Source organism: Pseudomonas sp. NPDC008258, assembly GCF_042956345.1.
Classification (GTDB): Bacteria; Pseudomonadota; Gammaproteobacteria; order Pseudomonadales; family Pseudomonadaceae; genus Aquipseudomonas.
In genome coordinates, this window is sequence record NZ_JBIBGE010000007.1 from 196,829 (window position 1) to 212,458 (window position 15,630).

Here is a 15,630-nt window from a genome sequence, read left to right on the forward strand (position 1 = left end):
AATGTTAGGCGTTAACATCAAGTACATTGCTCAGGTCGGTGGGTGCAGAGCAGAACAGCAGTATGAGCTATCGTCACTGCCGGTTAAAGCGATAAAAAACGTCCCAAACATGATGCGTTTCAAAGAGGCAGCACAATTCATATTGGAAATAATGCCAAATAAAAACCGTGGGGAAGCAGGCGTTCATCCAAAATATTGGCTGGAAATCAAAGATCCTAAGCATCGCGATAGAATTACGTTGAACGGCCTTGACGCACAATCTGGTGCGTTAAGTGCATGGCAGAAAGACGCTAACTGCAAGATTGGGCTGTTTCAGTGGATTGATCAACATCCCAATGTTGAAATCAATGCGCTTAAGAACAAACCTACATACCCTCTGTCCCAGGATGTCGGTTATGTAAATTATCTGTCCGCAGATCAAGTCGCTGACTATCGGGTGGAACTTTCTAAAGGTGAGTGGAAAGCAGGCGGCAAACTATTGGATACTACGCACCTACCGGGCAAGGCCGGGATGGAAGGATACGCTGCGATTGTGATCCATCGCGACAGAAATATCTTTGTACATCTGTATGAAAAAGGCAAGTGGCAACACACTTCGACGACAGGAGGTAAGCCTGTGCTATTGGCGGGCATGATATTCATTGAGCAGGGGAGAGCAAAATCATTTCATCTGGATTCCGGTCACTATATGCCCCAGCGGCCCCAACTCGAAAATTTTTTTGCTCGATTGGTTGAAGAAGGCGTCAATATTGGCGAACTTGTTATCCACGCCAAGTCTATCCCGCAGGCTGATATCAGCGCGCTAGTGACGCAGTATTCTGGCTGATGCTGTTGTCGGTCAAGCAAACGCCTAGTTATACAAACCTGAATGACTCTATATGATCAAGGATGTAGCCAGTGACCCAAGTCAATGCATTGCATCAGTCTATCTGTATTCTACCGATTCACCACAGTCATCGACGCGAACAGAGCCTGTATGTGCAGGCAGTGCACAATACAGGAAAAATGCCGCTGCACAGAACGCTGGATGCCTATGGCATAGACGATAATCGGAAAGTATTGAGCCAACTAAAGCAGGAAAAATACGATGTCTTGGTTAAAAAAGATCATTTGGCTCGCCCGGATCTAACCCCCGGTGCCTATGTATCTATAAGGGATGAGGATGGCTACGGCAACTTTAACTGGTTAAATCCAAAGGGGTTGATGAAGTATCAAACCCCAGAGGTCGCTGTGATCAGCTTCACGAATCAAGATCAGTTGACACATCTCAGTAAGACCTACTCGGAGACTCCCTTGCCGGACTTTCTCATCAAGACACTCAATGCAGAGGCCTGCCTGGATACAGATCTTTATCGCCAGAGTCCGTGCTTGGCGCACTTTGTCTCACCGATCGACAGTGTCCAACATGGCTATCTCATTGGACCCAATACGCCGTACTGTGATTTAAAAGTGTTAGATACCTATATCAATGCTCCTGAGACACTGAAAGATAGTAAGCATGGCATCATCTTATGCACCTACGCGATTCATCCGCACATAGAGTCCTCGTTTCTGGGGGGCGATCATCAGCCAGGCATCAAGGCGCTTAAAGTAAGTCAGGGGATGCCACAAAGTAATATTGATAGAGAAACAAAGATAGATTCCTTGACCAGTATTCTAAGTTTAAAGAAAGAGCATGTTCCGCAGCTCCAAAAATTGAAAAATGAGACAGAGGAACATTTGCGGAATGTCTATGGTGTAAATGAGCACGACAATGTGAAAATGTTTTTTCATTTTCCCGTTGCAGAAAAGACCGCCACGCTCCACTTGCACACCTGGGTAAACAAAGGTGATCACCCGTTGAATGAGCCAAGGTCTTTCGATCTCGACACGATTATCGCGCATTTACAGTCTGGTAAAGAGATCAGCGATCTTGTCCTTGATCGAAACGAGGGAGCCTATTTTCTACCGACCTCGGACTCAATTAAGGATATTCGCGGTATACCATTTAAAGGTGTGCGCAAAAATTTTCTAAACCTACCGTTGTGATCATTTCATATTCGAACTTGTTAGCGTTGTAGCGAGCCTGGGCAACTCTTGATGGGTCAGTGCGCTCAATGCACTTGAAGTATGCGATATGACAGCTAGAGGAGATACCCAATGAGTATAATGGCGCTTCAGGTTTTTGCTGCAAATTTACTCCCTCACTCAAACCACTCATGTGGTCAATCCTTGGATGTTCAGGCAGTACGTAACTCTTCAGTCACTCTGAATCAGCACGAAAGCTCTGTGATTCGCAGAAAACTGGATGCTTATGGTATTGATGACAATCGGAAAGTCCTGAGGCAGCTAAGTGAGGAGAACCATCATGTGTTGATCAAGAAAGACAACTCCGGCTTCGCCGATTTAAGCCATGGCGCCTACATATCAAAACAATCGGAGGACGACTACGGGAGTTTTAGATGGCTGAATGCAAAAGGTTTACAGAAATATCAAACTACCGATCTGGCTCAGGTAACGCTGACAGCAAAAAACCTGTCACAACTTAAGGAAACGTACAAGCGTGAGAATGCCACCCAGTTTCTGGTTGAATTGCTACGCGGTAACAGTCGGGAACCAGGTGATAAAGTATACAGCGAGGTTTACAAGAAAAACCCCGATGTCTTCCATTACTCTGCCCCGTTGGGGGCGGGAAACGGCTTTCTAATTTACCCGAATATTCCCTACATGTCGCAAATCTACACCGCTGGGCAGGTCACGGATTTGCCCACTAGGCCAGAAGGCATCCAATTGACGGCTTGGGCCGTTCATCCTGCGGTACCACATAATTTGATTCAGGAAATGCAGGGTGATTCTTCATCAGGGGAGGTTTCGACCAAACAGAGTGAGGAATTGAATCAATATAGTGCTGAGTCGAAAACGGGTGTAAAGTCATTGACTTCTATATTGGATTTGGAGTCAAGTTATGTTGAGGTTTTGGAAAAATTAAAGCGGGATAGCCTCCGGCATTTAGTTGATAAATATGGGGTGTCTGTTGAGAGCGATAAGGTTAATTTATTTTTCCATTTTCCAGTGGCGCCATCAACCGCTACCTTGCATTTGCATATTTGGGTGAACAAAGGTGATCACCCGTTAAATGAGTCGCGCGCTTTTGGTATTGATGAGGTTATTGAGCATTTAAGGCGCGGTGAAAGTATAAGTGAGTTGATACTTTCCCGAAGTGATGGGCGGTTCATATTGCCAGCAAAAGATATGTTACATAAGATCAAGGGTATGCCTGAAAGTAGAGTGCCAACGCCCGCTGATTATAGCGAGCTTAGGCTTCCTATCGACGCTGGTGTATCAATAAAGTAAGCTTGAGTTCGAAGCTTCTCATGCCTACTGAGATCCAGGTAGTTAAGGGCGATCTGAAGTTCCTATCGGCATGTGATGTCCTTGCTGCCTGATGTCCAAAAGCCCGGAGTTACTCGAAAATTGGACTTTCCTGTGTTAACTAATTCTTCCTCAGGTCGAGGGACTGCAGGACGATCAGGGGTTGGGCATTATCATCAATTCGAGATGAGTGGGTGTCAGGTTGTGTAGGGGTTGTTAGCGGCAGAAATGCAATCAGCATCTTTCACCATGGCGCAGGGTATGCCCCAAAACAGACACTGCATTGACCCATGCCAACCAAACTACTTCACCCGGGAAGCAGTTATGGAAAAACGCGTGGTGTAAATTTTCATGGTCTCCCTAACTCATCGTGCAGTCGCAAAATAATGCGTTCTATTACGCAAGCAGCAATGTTGAGGGATTCAGCGCTTGGGTGTGAGGTGATCCATCCTCTTTCTGTATAATTTGCCATTAGGTCATCCAGACTCATTTTCTGACCTTCGAATTCTACCAACGTATTTTTCTCAGCTTCAAAAATAGACTTTAGCGTTTGAATCCGTCCTTCGTTCCAGTAAATGTTCGGTGTGTCAGGCAGCCCTTTTAGTTCCTTCTTGATAATTCTCGCGTCTGGCAGAACCCTATTTCGTTTTTCGTTGGTCAAGTTTAGGTCAAGGCTCATCAGCATATCTTCGCCACTTGCAACCATGAAGGCAGGATAAATTCCATCACTTCCCTGTTTACGGAAAGGAGCCTGAACTGAAACATACTGCTGTGCCGGAGTGTTGAAATCCGCTGCATCAGGCATGGCGCTCTTCGCGAACGGCTCAGGTACTGTCTGTCGAGTCGGGTAACCGACACCATAGCCAACAATTGGTTTGCTCGATGTCTGGTGCAAACTCTCCACAGTACGCCGTACCCTTGGATTGGTGTGTCTGGTATGCTCCGTTTTAACAACATCCTGATCAAGCATCATTATTCGCCGAGGACGGTACGGCAGTGAGTCAGCAAAGGCTAATGCCGCTGCCCGGGCAGCACCAAAACCAGTCAATTTCCCACCGTCCCAACCAATAAGATGCAAATTTCTATTTTGTTCAAGCACCTCTTTCATCGTCGTATTATAAGTCTGATAATCCTGTTTGTGGACAAGTAAGTATACCGGCTCATTCATCATGTTTTTTGGGTGCCACGCGAGGCTGTAATCCTTGCCAAGATCCGTAATGAGTCTACTGGCGTTGCCCCCGCTTATGACAATTGCAGGAATCGTGCTTGTGTGCAGTTGTGGCTCGTATAGCTGGGGGCTTCTGATAAAAGAAAACCAACTCCCGTTGCCAGGGGTCTCCCGATCCAGGGACAGTTCTCTGCAGGTGTCAATTCGATTTTGACGCACCGCCTGCATGCTAATGATATCTTGTTTATCGGTCGTGCGTCTGACTATAACCGGAGAATACTTACAATTCGGTCTCGTGGCAAGATCGATCCATTGAGGGTTTGCTTCCAACTTTATGGGTGGACTGCTTACAATGCTTCCTGGAATAACGACATTGCCGACTTCACCCAAACTGTTATCCTGTAGTCCATGGCACCAGAGGCTGACCAAGCTATGGTGCGGCTCGCAGATATTTTTAGCTAAAGCCCTTCTTAAGTCTGCAGCAGGCCTGTCGCCAATGGCTTCTGTCGAAACGTCCGCTTTGATAGCCAGCATTGTTTTTAAGAAAGCATCTTCGCCTGACGCTTGCCATGCTTTACCTTGCATTGTTGCGAAGTAACTATCTTTGCCGTCATGGTGTATTTCAATGCTTTTCTCTTTTTGCTCCTCGGATAGATTCTCATAATTTATCCAGCATTTTTCATTGCCAAGGGTAAATGCAGTATGGGGTCTGGCGTGAGCACTATGTTTCCAGACTAGCGAAATTTCAGTTGGCCAGTCGTTGCTTCTGACAAGTGCCAAGCTCAATAACTCTAGTGAGCTGCCATTCAGGGGGCGCGGTGGTTCGCTTAACAATGCATTGGCGATCTTCTCAATCTTGGATAACATCGCCGTCGTTGGGTTATAGGCAAAGATGGCTAAGTCGGACAAGTCTTGATTGCTTGCGAGAGTATTGTTTTTGCTTGACAAGTCGCGCAAATTATCAGTGGTGTATAAGTGCGGTAGGGAATGAGTTCGAGTAAGCATCGCAGTTCATCTGTTGAATGCAAGAATATTTTATCGAGATATTTTCTTGCAAATCTCTTAGGGAATAGCTAGTGCTCGATAATTAGCCGCAGAAAAGTGGTCGAGATCTTTCGTAAACTCTCCATCAGTCCCACCTCATACCTCATGGTACGGTGCGTCATCGATTAACTTATGAGTAGTGCGTGGTGCAGACACGCATAGGACGTTTGGTCGTTGGTTGTTCTCGATCTTTTCGCTGGCCTCGGAAGGCTCACGGAATTTTGGCGACCTTCGGCCGTGCAGCCGAGGCGTCAGGTAAAAGATATGAGCGTTACTTATCAAATGCTGGACTAGCGTAGTCTTGTATTACTAGAGCTATTGGAAAGTATGGCTAGTGGATATTTTCGAGTCTAGTTTTCTTCGTTGGCCGTATCTTTCAAAAAACGCTCAAGCCGCCGAAAACTTGATAATTTCGCTTTTGAGGCTCTGTCTGAAACAAAGCCGTTGCGCACACTGCGCGACACAGAACAGCGAGACCATTGCGGCATAACTTTTCGCGAGCTTGTCGAAGCGTACCACGATCCTGCGGTTCCCTTTCAGGCAGCCAAACATGCGCTCGATGATGATGCGCTGTCGGTATTCAGGCCGCTCGAACAGCCTGGGTAAGCCGGGCTTGGGTTTGTGTTTCAGTGACGGTAGCGAGATGACGGGCTGCATTCGACATTGATCGCAGCAGCGATGCGCGCTTCGCGGGGCGAGCCCGTTCCCACAGATGGCGCGGGCCTTCAGCGTTCTACCAGCACAGTTGCTGCCAAGGCCCCGCGCAGCTTCACCGGCTATTTCAGAAAGTTCAGGTCCAGCGGGTAGTCCAGAATGACCCGTGTCTGGTCCAGGTCATTGGCGATTGCCCCGTAATCGCCACCCGTGCGCATTGACGCATGCAGCAGCCGCAGCGACAGGTTCTTCGCAGGCCCAGACTGAACCACGTACTTCACCCACAAGTCCCGCTCCCATTGCGACCCGTCGCGCACCGCCTGGAATCGCGAATAGCCACCGGCAGCGTCGCGGCCATCAATATCGGTGCCACGTATGTAGCGCGCCGTGAAGGTCAGCCCCGGCACGCCAAAGATGGCCGCGTCCAGGTCGTAACGTGCGCTCCAGGCCCTTTCATTGGGGCTATTGAAGTCGCTGGCCTGTGACGCTGCATCCAGCTCGATGTCGAAGCTGTTCCACACATAGTCGAACGGCTGGTCGCCATCGATGCGGGTGTAGGCCACTTCGAACTTGTGACCACCCCGTGCATAGCCCACCCGGGCACTCCAGGCATCGTTGCGAATGTCGCCTAGCAGAGCGCTGCCGGTATCACGGGTGCGGTAGTAGTTGGCACCGGTGTTGATCACACCACCCACGTTCAAAGGTACCCGGTACTCGATGGAGGCAAACTGCTGGTTCCAGATATTGTCCAGCTCGGATCCGAACAGCTTGATCTTCACATTTTCAAGGCCGGTGTAAATGCCACCGTAGTAACTGACAAAGTCACTGTCAGCCTGGCGGCCACCGTAGGCGGTACCCAACTTGCCGCCGTGATTGGTTTCTGCCCGGTCACTGCTGGAGGTGAAGCGCCCTGCGTTCAGGGCCAGCCCGGCAAAGGAGTGGTCGGTGACGTTCCAGCCCCTGAGCGTTTGCGGCAGCAGGCGGATATCGCCGTACTTGAGCACCGGTGAATCGGGGAACAGGTCGCCATAGGCAAGTTCGGTGCTGCCTACACGCATCTTTACCGCGCCACCGGCTTTGGAATATTCAGCCTTGGGGTCACCGTGGTTATCGCGCGAGACGATGCCGCCATTGCCGATACCGTCGCCAACCCGGCCCTTGCCACCGTCCAGCTTCACCGCGCCCATGTAATGCAGGTCGAGGCCGAACCCTACAAACCCCTGGGTGTAGCCGGAATTGAACCTGGCCAGCACGCCTTGTGCCCATTCCTGGCGATAACTTTGCCGCTCGCCGGCCGGGTTGAGGTAGCTGCCGTTACGGTTGTCGGCGTTCCAGTAGAAGTTTCGCAAGCCGACAGTGGTGGTGCTGTCTTCAATAAAGCCATTGTCCGATTCGGCCGCGCAGGCGATCGAGCCGTACAGGCAGACGCTAGCGCCGGCCATCCCCAAGGTGAACGTTTTAAGCCACATGGATACTTCCTTATTGCCAGATTCAAGAACGGCAGCGTGAAGATTTATTGTTATTGCCCCGGCGTCTGCGACGGGCAGCCGGGGGCCTGAGCGCTAACATGCGGGCGAGGCAAGTTGCGTTCTTTATTGTTGTATTGCTCGATAAGCCGGGTTGCCCAGGGCAACCCGGAGTACTTCAGGTTTGCCTCAGGCGGTCATGCCGGCAAAGAAGCGCGAGGCGTTTTCATCCAGGGTCGCAATGTCATAGCCACCCTCCTGGACCACCACGCAGGGCAGGCCCAGCTGCTTGATCCGCTGCCCCAGCAGGCGGAACCCTTCGTGGCTGACGGAGACCTTGGACTGCGGGTCGTTTTCGTAGATGTCAAAGCCCAGCGACAGCACCAGCACATCCGGGGCGAAGGCGCGCAGTGCGGCTACTGCCTGGTCCATGCAGGCAAAGAAGTCCGCTTCGCTGGCGCCGTGGGCCATGGGCAGGTTCAGGTTAAAGCCTGCTCCGGCACCCGTCCCGGTCTCATCATCGAAACCTGCGACCACCGGGTAGAAGTTGGTCGGGTCGCCATGGATCGACACGTACAGCACGTCGTCGCGGTCGTAGAAGATTTCCTGGATGCCCTGGCCATGGTGCATGTCGGTGTCGAGCACCGCCACCTTGGCGAACTTGCCACGCAACACCTGCGCGGCGATGGCGGCGTTGTTCAGGAAGCAGAACCCACCTGCTGCCTCGGCGCGGGCATGGTGCCCTGGTGGCCGGCACAGGGCATAGGCGGCCTGGTCGCCTTCGATCAGCGCATGTGCTGCGGCCACCGCGCTTTGCGCCGACCAGTACGCAGCCTGCCAGGTGTGCTCGCCGATCGGGCAGCTGCCATCGGCCAGGTAGCGGGCGGTCTTGCCGAGGATGCCACGCAGCGGGTTGCCTTCACGGATGTAGATGTTGGACATCACCTCATCGCCCCAGTCTTCCGGCACTTCATGCCACTGCTGGTAGGCGCTGCCCAGGTAGTCCAGGTACGCCTGGCCATGCACCGCCGCCAGCGGCGCCATGCCGTGGTCGGCGGGTTCGAACAGCGGATAGCCGAGCTTTTCGACCACGGCCAGCAGTGGGTCGATGCGTGCCGGTATTTCCTGCGGCTGGCGCATCTGCCCCCGCGACAGGTAGGAGCGGGGGTGGTGCAGGCGTTGGGCAGGATGGAAAAACGTTTTCATGGATCACCTCTTGGTAACGCGTGCGGTCAATAGCCCAGTTCGGGGTCGACCAGGTTGTTCAGTTCCAGCCCGGCGCTCAGGCGCGACACGTTGTCGGCCACTTGCCGGGCGATGCACAGGTCGGATGCGGCCGACGCCATGTGCGGTGTCACCCACACACCCGGTGTGTGCCATAGCGGTGAATCGGCTGGCAGGGGTTCCTGCTCGAACACATCGAGCAGGGCGCCGCGCAACTGCCCGCTGGCCAGCGCCTCGCGCAGGTCATCCGGGTCAAGGTGCTGGCCACGGCCACAGTTGATCAGGGCACTGCCTTTTGCCATGTGCCGGAACACCGCGTGGTTCAGTAGGCCGTGGGTGCTGGCGGTAAGCGGCAGCAGGTTGACCAGCACATCCAGCTTGTTGAGAAAGGCCTGCTGTGAACCTGCGCCGGCGAAGGTCGTTACGCCGTCAATCTGGCGCGGGGTGCGTGCCCAGCCGCGCACGTCATAACCCGCCGCTGCCAGCCGTTGCGCCACTGGTGCACCGATAGCGCCCAGGCCCATCACGCCGACGCGCACGTCCCCGGCCTTGCGCTGCACCGGGCGCTGCCAGTGCTGGCCAGGGTTACCGGCAATCACCTGATCGAAGCCCCGGTGAAAGTGCAGCACGCCCCAGTGCACGTACTCGCTCATGCCCTGCGTGTGGTCAGGGTCGACCACCCGGCACACGGGCAGCGACGCATCGCGTGAACTGTCCTGGGCCAGGTGGTCGACGCCCGAGCCGATCGAGTGCACCAGGCGCAGGTTGGGCAAGCGGCCCAGGCTGCCTTCGGGCGGGAACCAGCACACGGCCACTTCGGCGTGCCGGGCGCCCGCATCGCCTGGGCGCAGTACGTCGAGTTGTGGGGCATGTTCGGCGAACAGCGTGGCCAACCAGTCAGTCAGCGTAGGGTTCTGGCAAAGCATTACGAGGCTGGCCATGTCAGCTGCACCACGCGCTGCGCTGCTCGTCGATCAGGCTCAGCGCGGCCTGCCAGGCCATGTCGATGATGCCGTCGATGCCATCGCGCCCGAACTGTGCGGCGGTGTGCCGGCACACATCCTCACTGGGAATGTTCAACGCCACACCGGCAGACATCGCCTGGATTTGTGCCTGGCAGGCGCGCTCCAGGAAATAGATCTCGTGGAACGCGGCCGCCACGGTGCTGCCGGCTGCCAGCAGCCCGTGGTTGCGCAGGATCATGGCCTTGTGCGGGCCAAGGTCGGCGACCAGCCGTTCGCGCTCTTCAAGCGACAACGCGATGCCTTCATACGTGTGGTAGGCCAGGTTGCCGTAGAACTTCAGCGCGTGCTGGGTCAGCGGCAGCAGGCCGTCACGTTGTGCAGCCACCGCCATGCCCGCCGCGGTGTGGGTATGGATGATGCAGTGCAGGTCCGGGCGCGCATCGTGAATGGCCGAGTGGATGACGAAGCCGGCCGCATTGACCTTGCCACCATTGAAATGGCTATCGACCACGTTGCCGTCCAGGTCGATCAGCACCAGGTCGCTGGCGCGCATCTTCTCGAATGCCACGCCATAGCGGTTGATCAAAAAGTGCCGGTCAGGCCCGGGTACACGCAGGGTGATGTGCGTATCGATCAGGTCGGTCATGCGGTAATAGGCGATCAGGCGATACAGCGCAGCCAGCTCGCAGCGGGCTTGCCATTCGGTTTCCGACATGGCGTGAGGCTTGTTGCTCATCAGGCGATTCCTTGCGAAGGGGAGAGGGCGACCGGCCTGGCAGTGGCGCTGCGCAGGTGCGAGAGCCCCAGCACGCCGGCCAGCGACATCAGGGCCAGCACGCTGAAGAACAGTGCCAGCGGTACCCATTGCCCGGCGAACTGGCCGGCAACAAAGGTACCCAGCATTGGCGTAAGGCCACCGGTCAGGCCGCTGCCCAACTGGTAGGCGATGGAAATACCCGAGTAACGGACGCGGGCCGGGAAGGCTTCGGCCATGTAGCCGGCAATCACGGCATACAGCGCCGACAGCAGGACCACGGCCAGGGCGATACCCGCAGTCATGTAGACCACATTGCCGGTCTGCACCAACAGGAACATCGGGTAGGGCACCACCATGCACAGGGTCGCGACCCACTTCAGGAAGCGCCCTTCACCCAGGCGCTCGGCGAGCATGGCCGAACAGGGTTGCGAGAGAAACTGCAGGATGGTGACCACGAACAGGCAATCAAGGATGGTGGTCTTGGCAATGCCCTGGTACTGGGTGACGTAGGTGATCATGAACGTGTTGGTGAAGAAGAACCCGCCAGAACCAATGGTCACGGCCAGGGCGGCGAAGACGATGTTGCGCCAGTGCTTGCGCAGCACTTCCCGCACCGGGTTGTCGCTGGTCTGGTCGCTGTTCTTGACCTCGGCGAACTCCGGTGACTCCGGCACGCCAAAGCGGATCAGCAGGCCTACGATCATCAGCAGCCCGCTCATCAGGAACGGAATGCGCCAGCCCCAGCTCATCAGGTCTTCCGGCTCCATGGCAGTGATGAAGCGGAACGCGATCAGTGCCAGCAGCAGGCCCGCCGGGCTGCCCCATTGGGCGAACGAGGCAAAGAACACCTTGCGCCCCTTGGGCGCGTGTTCGCTGGCCATCAGCACCGCGCCACCCCATTCGCCACCGACCGAAATGCCCTGTAGCAGGCGCAGGAAGATCAGGCCAATAGGGGCCCAGATGCCGGCCTGGGCGTAGGTCGGCAGCAGGCCGATGCAGGTGGTGGCCACGCCCATCAGCACGATGGTCACCAGCAGCATTTTCTTGCGGCCCAGGCGGTCGCCCAGGTGGCCGAACACCATGCCGGCGAACGGCCGGGCGATGAAGCCCACGGCAAAGCTGCCGAACGCTGCCATAGTGCTGAGCATCGGGTTTTCGCTGGGGAAAAACAGTTGCCCGAGCACCAGCGCTGCGGCGAAGGCGTAGATGTAGAAGTCGTAGAATTCGATGGTGGTGCCAATGAAGGCAGCCGCCGCGGCACGACGCGGGGTGGGGGTATTGCTCGTCATCTGAGGCTCCTGGGCGTCATTGTTATAGGCAGGAGAAGGAGAGCCCTGCACGGGCAGGACAAAGGCACTCTGGCGGTGCGTTGCTTGATGGTGAGCCAAGTTCTATTCTAGGAAAAGCTTCTAATTTAAATACTCAAGTATAAGACCAACAAATAATGACGCCGACATCACCGCCGCTGGCCAGGGACCCCGAAGCCAAGCGTTTTCTCAACGACCGCCTCGACTGGAACCTGCTGCGCACCTTCCTGGTAATCGGCCAGGAGGGCAGCATCAGCCGCGCCGCGGCACGCCTGCACCTCAGCCAGCCGGCCGTCAGCCAGGCGCTCAGGCGCCTGGAGGAGCAACTGGACAGTGCCCTGGTGGTGCGCCGCGGGCCGCGCATCAACCTGTCGCAAGCGGGGCAGGAAGTGATGCAGATCGCCGCCGAACTGTACGGCACGGTCTCGCGGCTGGGGCCTGCGCTGGACAGCCCGGCCGAAACGGTAACGGGCAAGATCCGCCTGCTCAGCATCAGCCGCATCCAGTCCCGTGCCTACGACGATTTCCTGGCGCAGTTCCACAGTGACTACCCGCAGGTGGAGCTGGAGATCGATGTGCTGCGCAGTTCGGATGTGGTCAGTGGCCTGTTGCAGAAGACCGCCTCGTTCGGCCTTAGCCTGTGCCGCACGCCCCAGCCCCGGCTGGAACAACGGGTGCTGCTTGAACAGCGCTACGCGTTTTTCTGCGGCAAGCGCCACCGCTTTTTTGGTCGCAAGAACCTTACCGTGGCGGACCTTCAGGGCGAGCACTTCGTGAGTTTTACCAGTGACCAGATGGGCGGCAACCTGTCGCCGCTCACGGTATTTCGCGATCAGCAGGGCTTTACCGGGCGCATTGTCGCGTCATCGCCGAGCCTGGATGAAATCCTGCGGCTGGTGGGGGCGGGCTACGGCATTGGCTGCCTGCCGGAGCACATCGTCGCTGCAGATGTGCAGGCCAATGAGCTTTGGCGCTTGCCGCCGTGGGACGGGGTGATTGATGTGAACGTATACCTGCTCTGGAACCGCGAACAGAAGTTGACCCAGGCCGAGTCTATCTTCCTGGAGCGGTTCCAGCAGATGCTCATGACCACAGACCCGGCCGAGCGGTTTTGATTGATGGGTACTGCCCCGGTTACACCGTAGCAACCTCGCGCTCAAGCAGGGGCGCGAGTGCATCACGCAGGGCCTGGTGCTTGTCGGCTGCAAGACGTGCCAGCGGACGACGTGGGTTGCCAGCGCCATAGCCCATCATGTCTGCGCCGGCGTATACCGACTGAACGTAATCACCTTGCCAGATCAGCGACATGACCGGTGCCAATGCCTTCCATATTTCGCGGACTTCGTCCCACCGCTGTGCCTGGGCAGCATTGGCCAGCGCCACACAGGTTTTCGGTGCCATGTTGGCACCTCCCCAGATCAGGCCTGCAGCACCGGCGAACAAGGCATAAGGGACCAGCGGGTCGGCACCGTTCATGGTTGGCACGCCAGTGCGTGCCAGCGAAGCCTGGGCGGCCAGGTCGCCGCTGCTGTCTTTGACGGAGACGAAGTTGGGGATTTTGCTCAGTTCCTGGAGCAGCGCTGGAGTGACTTCAATACCAACGGCTTGGGGGACGTTGTAACCAATGATCGGCAGGCCGGCTTCGCTGACGCTGCTGTAGAAGTCGATGATGCCTTGGTCATCGGTCGGGCCTTCGAAGAACGGTGGCAGCACCATCACGCCGTCGGCGCCACAGTGCTTTGCGTGAACGGTACGCTCGACCACTTCCTCAACCAGCAGGGCGGAGGTCTGGGCAATGACTGTTGCGCGGCCGGCGATCACTTTCGCACCGAAGGCGACCAGTTCCTTGGACTCATCCTTGGACAGATAGACGTGCATACCGGTACCCGAACTCAGGACGAAGCCATGCACGCCCGCGGCGATGTAGCCTTCGATCAATTGTTCGAAACGCGCATAGTCAATATGGCCTTGGGCATCAAAGGGCGTGGTGATTGCCAGGTTGACGCCAGGGAACGCAAAGTGGGACATACTCAGGAACCTCGTGATGTTGTACAGGGAAAAATCACGGCCGAACGAGCCCGCGAAACTGAAATGTTCTTCAGTACCGGCACAGGGGGCACGGGGGCGTCTACAAGCTGTGTAACCACTATGCGCATTCTCCGGTAGGCTGTCTACGGGGGCGCGCCGCCTCGAAGCCATGCGTTTAACTCGGGCTTGTTCAGGAACTTGTTAGAATGCAACAGGGTGGAAAGTTACCTGTTCATAGACGGGCTGACGTGAGTGAGATGGCGTGAGCGCCTGGAGTTTCAAGGCACAGGCAATAGTCGAGCAATCCGCAGCGTGTGAAAGCTCAGGTAGTTGCTTCTCGAGAGTGGTTAGAGTTTAAGTGCAACCGTAAGACGGATGGGTATTTTGACGGTGTAGTACCGCCAAGACAGACTGAGTTACGTTCGATAGGTTGTGGGCATTGAAAGATGAAGCGGCGGCGTGTAAGCCAAAATGAGTAAATTCAGTCAGAGGCAGGAAGTATACCGATGGTCAAGCACACTGAGCCCGATCAGTCACTGATTCAAATTCCCTCGCTTCGGGCGGTCAAGGCTTTTGTTGCGGCGGCGAAGCATCAGAACTTTACCCGTGCAGCCGAATCGCTATGTGTCACGCAAGCAGCCGTGAGTCGGCAGATTAAAGACCTGGAAGCGTTCCTGGGCACCGATCTGTTTGTCAGGGCAGGGCGGGCAGTGGAGTTGACGGAGGCGGGGGCTTTGTTTTTCGATGCCGTGCAGTTGTCGCTGTCCAACATCTCGCAGGCGTCGGCTCGCATCCGGCGCCAGAGCTATGGGAAGCGAGTGGTCACATTATGCTGCAGCCCCGCATTTTCGGCGCTTTGGCTGGTGCACCGGCTGCCTCGGTTTCTGGCGCAAAACCCTGACATCGACCTCAATCTGGTCACCACTCAGAATTTCTTCCACATGGAACCTGGGGTTCGCCCGGATATCGTTGTAAGCAAGGTTTCCACGATCCGCGATGGTTATCACAGCCACAGATTGGTGCACGACATCATTTACCCGGTTTGCACGCCGCAGTACTTGAAACAGCACCCGGAGGCGCAATCGCTGGAGGGCATAAAAAGTGGGCCCTTATTGAACTTGAGCCCTTATGGGCGTGCGCAAGTGGCAGAGCATGTCGACTGGTTTATCTGGTTTGAAGCACATGGGTTGAACCTTGAAGCGCGCCTGGCTAGTTCAGCCCAGTTCCTCAACGTGAACGACTACAATGCGATGATCATGTTGACGTTGGCGCATCAGGGCGTTGCATTGGGTTGGCACTATCTGGTCGACCCTCTGGTGCAACAAGGGCTATTGGTGAGGCCCGTTGATGCACAGCTTGAGCATAAAGAGAGCCAGCATTTCCTTTCGTTCAGTAACGAAAAGGTTGATGACAGCGCCTGCTGTAGATTACGTGACTGGATACTCGAGAACTTCGAATGAAAGGTTAGTTCCGACATGAAACAAGCCCTCTGTGCAGGGCTTGATCATATTGAGTGACGGGGCAAGTAACGTATCCATGAGAAAACCTCATCGGTACGCCGCCCAAAATTTGGTTCTTCACGGATTGCCGGGAAAGTCATTCTTGATCTTCATGAAAAAGAACTCGCTGTCCCGGTAGCCGTAAGCCATCCGCTTGATCACCTTGA

General features: G+C 55.4%; 12 protein-coding genes and 1 pseudogene. 5 read left to right on the top strand and 8 right to left on the bottom strand.

The features are described 5' to 3' along the window. The first annotated feature begins 1 nt into the window (after window position 1). The 3 genes from ACFY9W_RS08205 (at window position 2) to ACFY9W_RS08215 (ending at window position 3,333) form a co-directional block, all read left to right on the top strand. On the top strand, window positions 2-826 hold the full coding sequence (locus ACFY9W_RS08205; protein ID WP_391128209.1) for a hypothetical protein: 825 nt from the start codon (window positions 2-4) through the stop codon (window positions 824-826). Between the two features lie 71 nt (window positions 827-897). Further along, on the top strand, window positions 898-2,028 hold the full coding sequence (locus ACFY9W_RS08210; protein ID WP_391128212.1) for a hypothetical protein: 1,131 nt from the start codon (window positions 898-900) through the stop codon (window positions 2,026-2,028). Between the two features lie 111 nt (window positions 2,029-2,139). Continuing rightward, complete coding sequence (locus ACFY9W_RS08215; RefSeq protein ID WP_391128215.1) at window positions 2,140-3,333, top strand: hypothetical protein; 1,194 nt, start codon at window positions 2,140-2,142, stop codon at window positions 3,331-3,333. Window positions 3,334-3,700: 367 nt separating this feature from the next. Here ACFY9W_RS08215 and ACFY9W_RS08220 read toward each other — a convergent pair whose 3' ends face one another. The 7 genes and pseudogenes from ACFY9W_RS08220 to ACFY9W_RS08250 all read right to left on the bottom strand — a co-directional run bounded on the left by ACFY9W_RS08220 (window position 3,701) and on the right by ACFY9W_RS08250 (window position 11,918). After that, window positions 3,701-5,428 carry a hypothetical protein gene (locus ACFY9W_RS08220; protein WP_391128217.1) on the bottom strand — a complete coding sequence of 576 codons (1,728 nt, stop codon included), beginning with the start codon at window positions 5,426-5,428 and terminating at the stop codon, window positions 3,701-3,703. Between the two features lie 522 nt (window positions 5,429-5,950). Then, window positions 5,951-6,235 (bottom strand): annotated as a pseudogene (locus tag ACFY9W_RS08225) (hypothetical protein); the annotation flags it as partial. A gap of 104 nt (window positions 6,236-6,339) precedes the next feature. After that, window positions 6,340-7,659, bottom strand: a complete 1,320-nt coding sequence (locus tag ACFY9W_RS08230) for an OprD family outer membrane porin (RefSeq protein WP_391128262.1) — start codon at window positions 7,657-7,659, stop codon at window positions 6,340-6,342. Between the two features lie 213 nt (window positions 7,660-7,872). Further along, window positions 7,873-8,889 (bottom strand): histone deacetylase family protein, encoded by a 1,017-nt coding sequence (locus tag ACFY9W_RS08235; RefSeq protein ID WP_391128220.1) that lies wholly within the window; start codon window positions 8,887-8,889, stop codon window positions 7,873-7,875. A 26-nt stretch (window positions 8,890-8,915) separates the two neighbouring features. Next, window positions 8,916-9,848: an NAD(P)-dependent oxidoreductase gene (locus ACFY9W_RS08240; RefSeq protein ID WP_391128223.1), complete on the bottom strand. Its 933-nt coding sequence runs from the start codon at window positions 9,846-9,848 to the stop codon at window positions 8,916-8,918. Window position 9,849: 1 nt separating this feature from the next. Next, entirely contained in the window at window positions 9,850-10,608 is a 759-nt protein-coding gene (locus tag ACFY9W_RS08245) for a class II aldolase/adducin family protein (protein ID WP_391128226.1), read from the bottom strand. Continuing rightward, window positions 10,608-11,918 (bottom strand): MFS transporter, encoded by a 1,311-nt coding sequence (locus tag ACFY9W_RS08250; protein ID WP_391128229.1) that lies wholly within the window; start codon window positions 11,916-11,918, stop codon window positions 10,608-10,610. Before ACFY9W_RS08250 ends, ACFY9W_RS08245 begins: the two co-directional genes overlap by 1 nt. A 155-nt stretch (window positions 11,919-12,073) precedes the next feature. Between ACFY9W_RS08250 and ACFY9W_RS08255 the strand changes: the two genes are divergently transcribed. Continuing rightward, on the top strand, window positions 12,074-13,051 hold the full coding sequence (locus ACFY9W_RS08255) for a LysR substrate-binding domain-containing protein (RefSeq protein WP_391128232.1): 978 nt from the start codon (window positions 12,074-12,076) through the stop codon (window positions 13,049-13,051). 19 nt (window positions 13,052-13,070) lie between these two features. Here the strand turns inward: ACFY9W_RS08255 and ACFY9W_RS08260 are convergent, their stop codons facing one another. Then, window positions 13,071-13,964 carry a dihydrodipicolinate synthase family protein gene (locus ACFY9W_RS08260; RefSeq protein WP_391128235.1) on the bottom strand — a complete coding sequence of 298 codons (894 nt, stop codon included), beginning with the start codon at window positions 13,962-13,964 and terminating at the stop codon, window positions 13,071-13,073. 506 nt (window positions 13,965-14,470) lie between these two features. Between ACFY9W_RS08260 and ACFY9W_RS08265 the strand changes: the two genes are divergently transcribed. Beyond that, on the top strand, window positions 14,471-15,424 hold the full coding sequence (locus ACFY9W_RS08265) for a LysR family transcriptional regulator (protein WP_391128238.1): 954 nt from the start codon (window positions 14,471-14,473) through the stop codon (window positions 15,422-15,424). The last annotated feature ends 206 nt before the right edge of the window (window positions 15,425-15,630 follow it).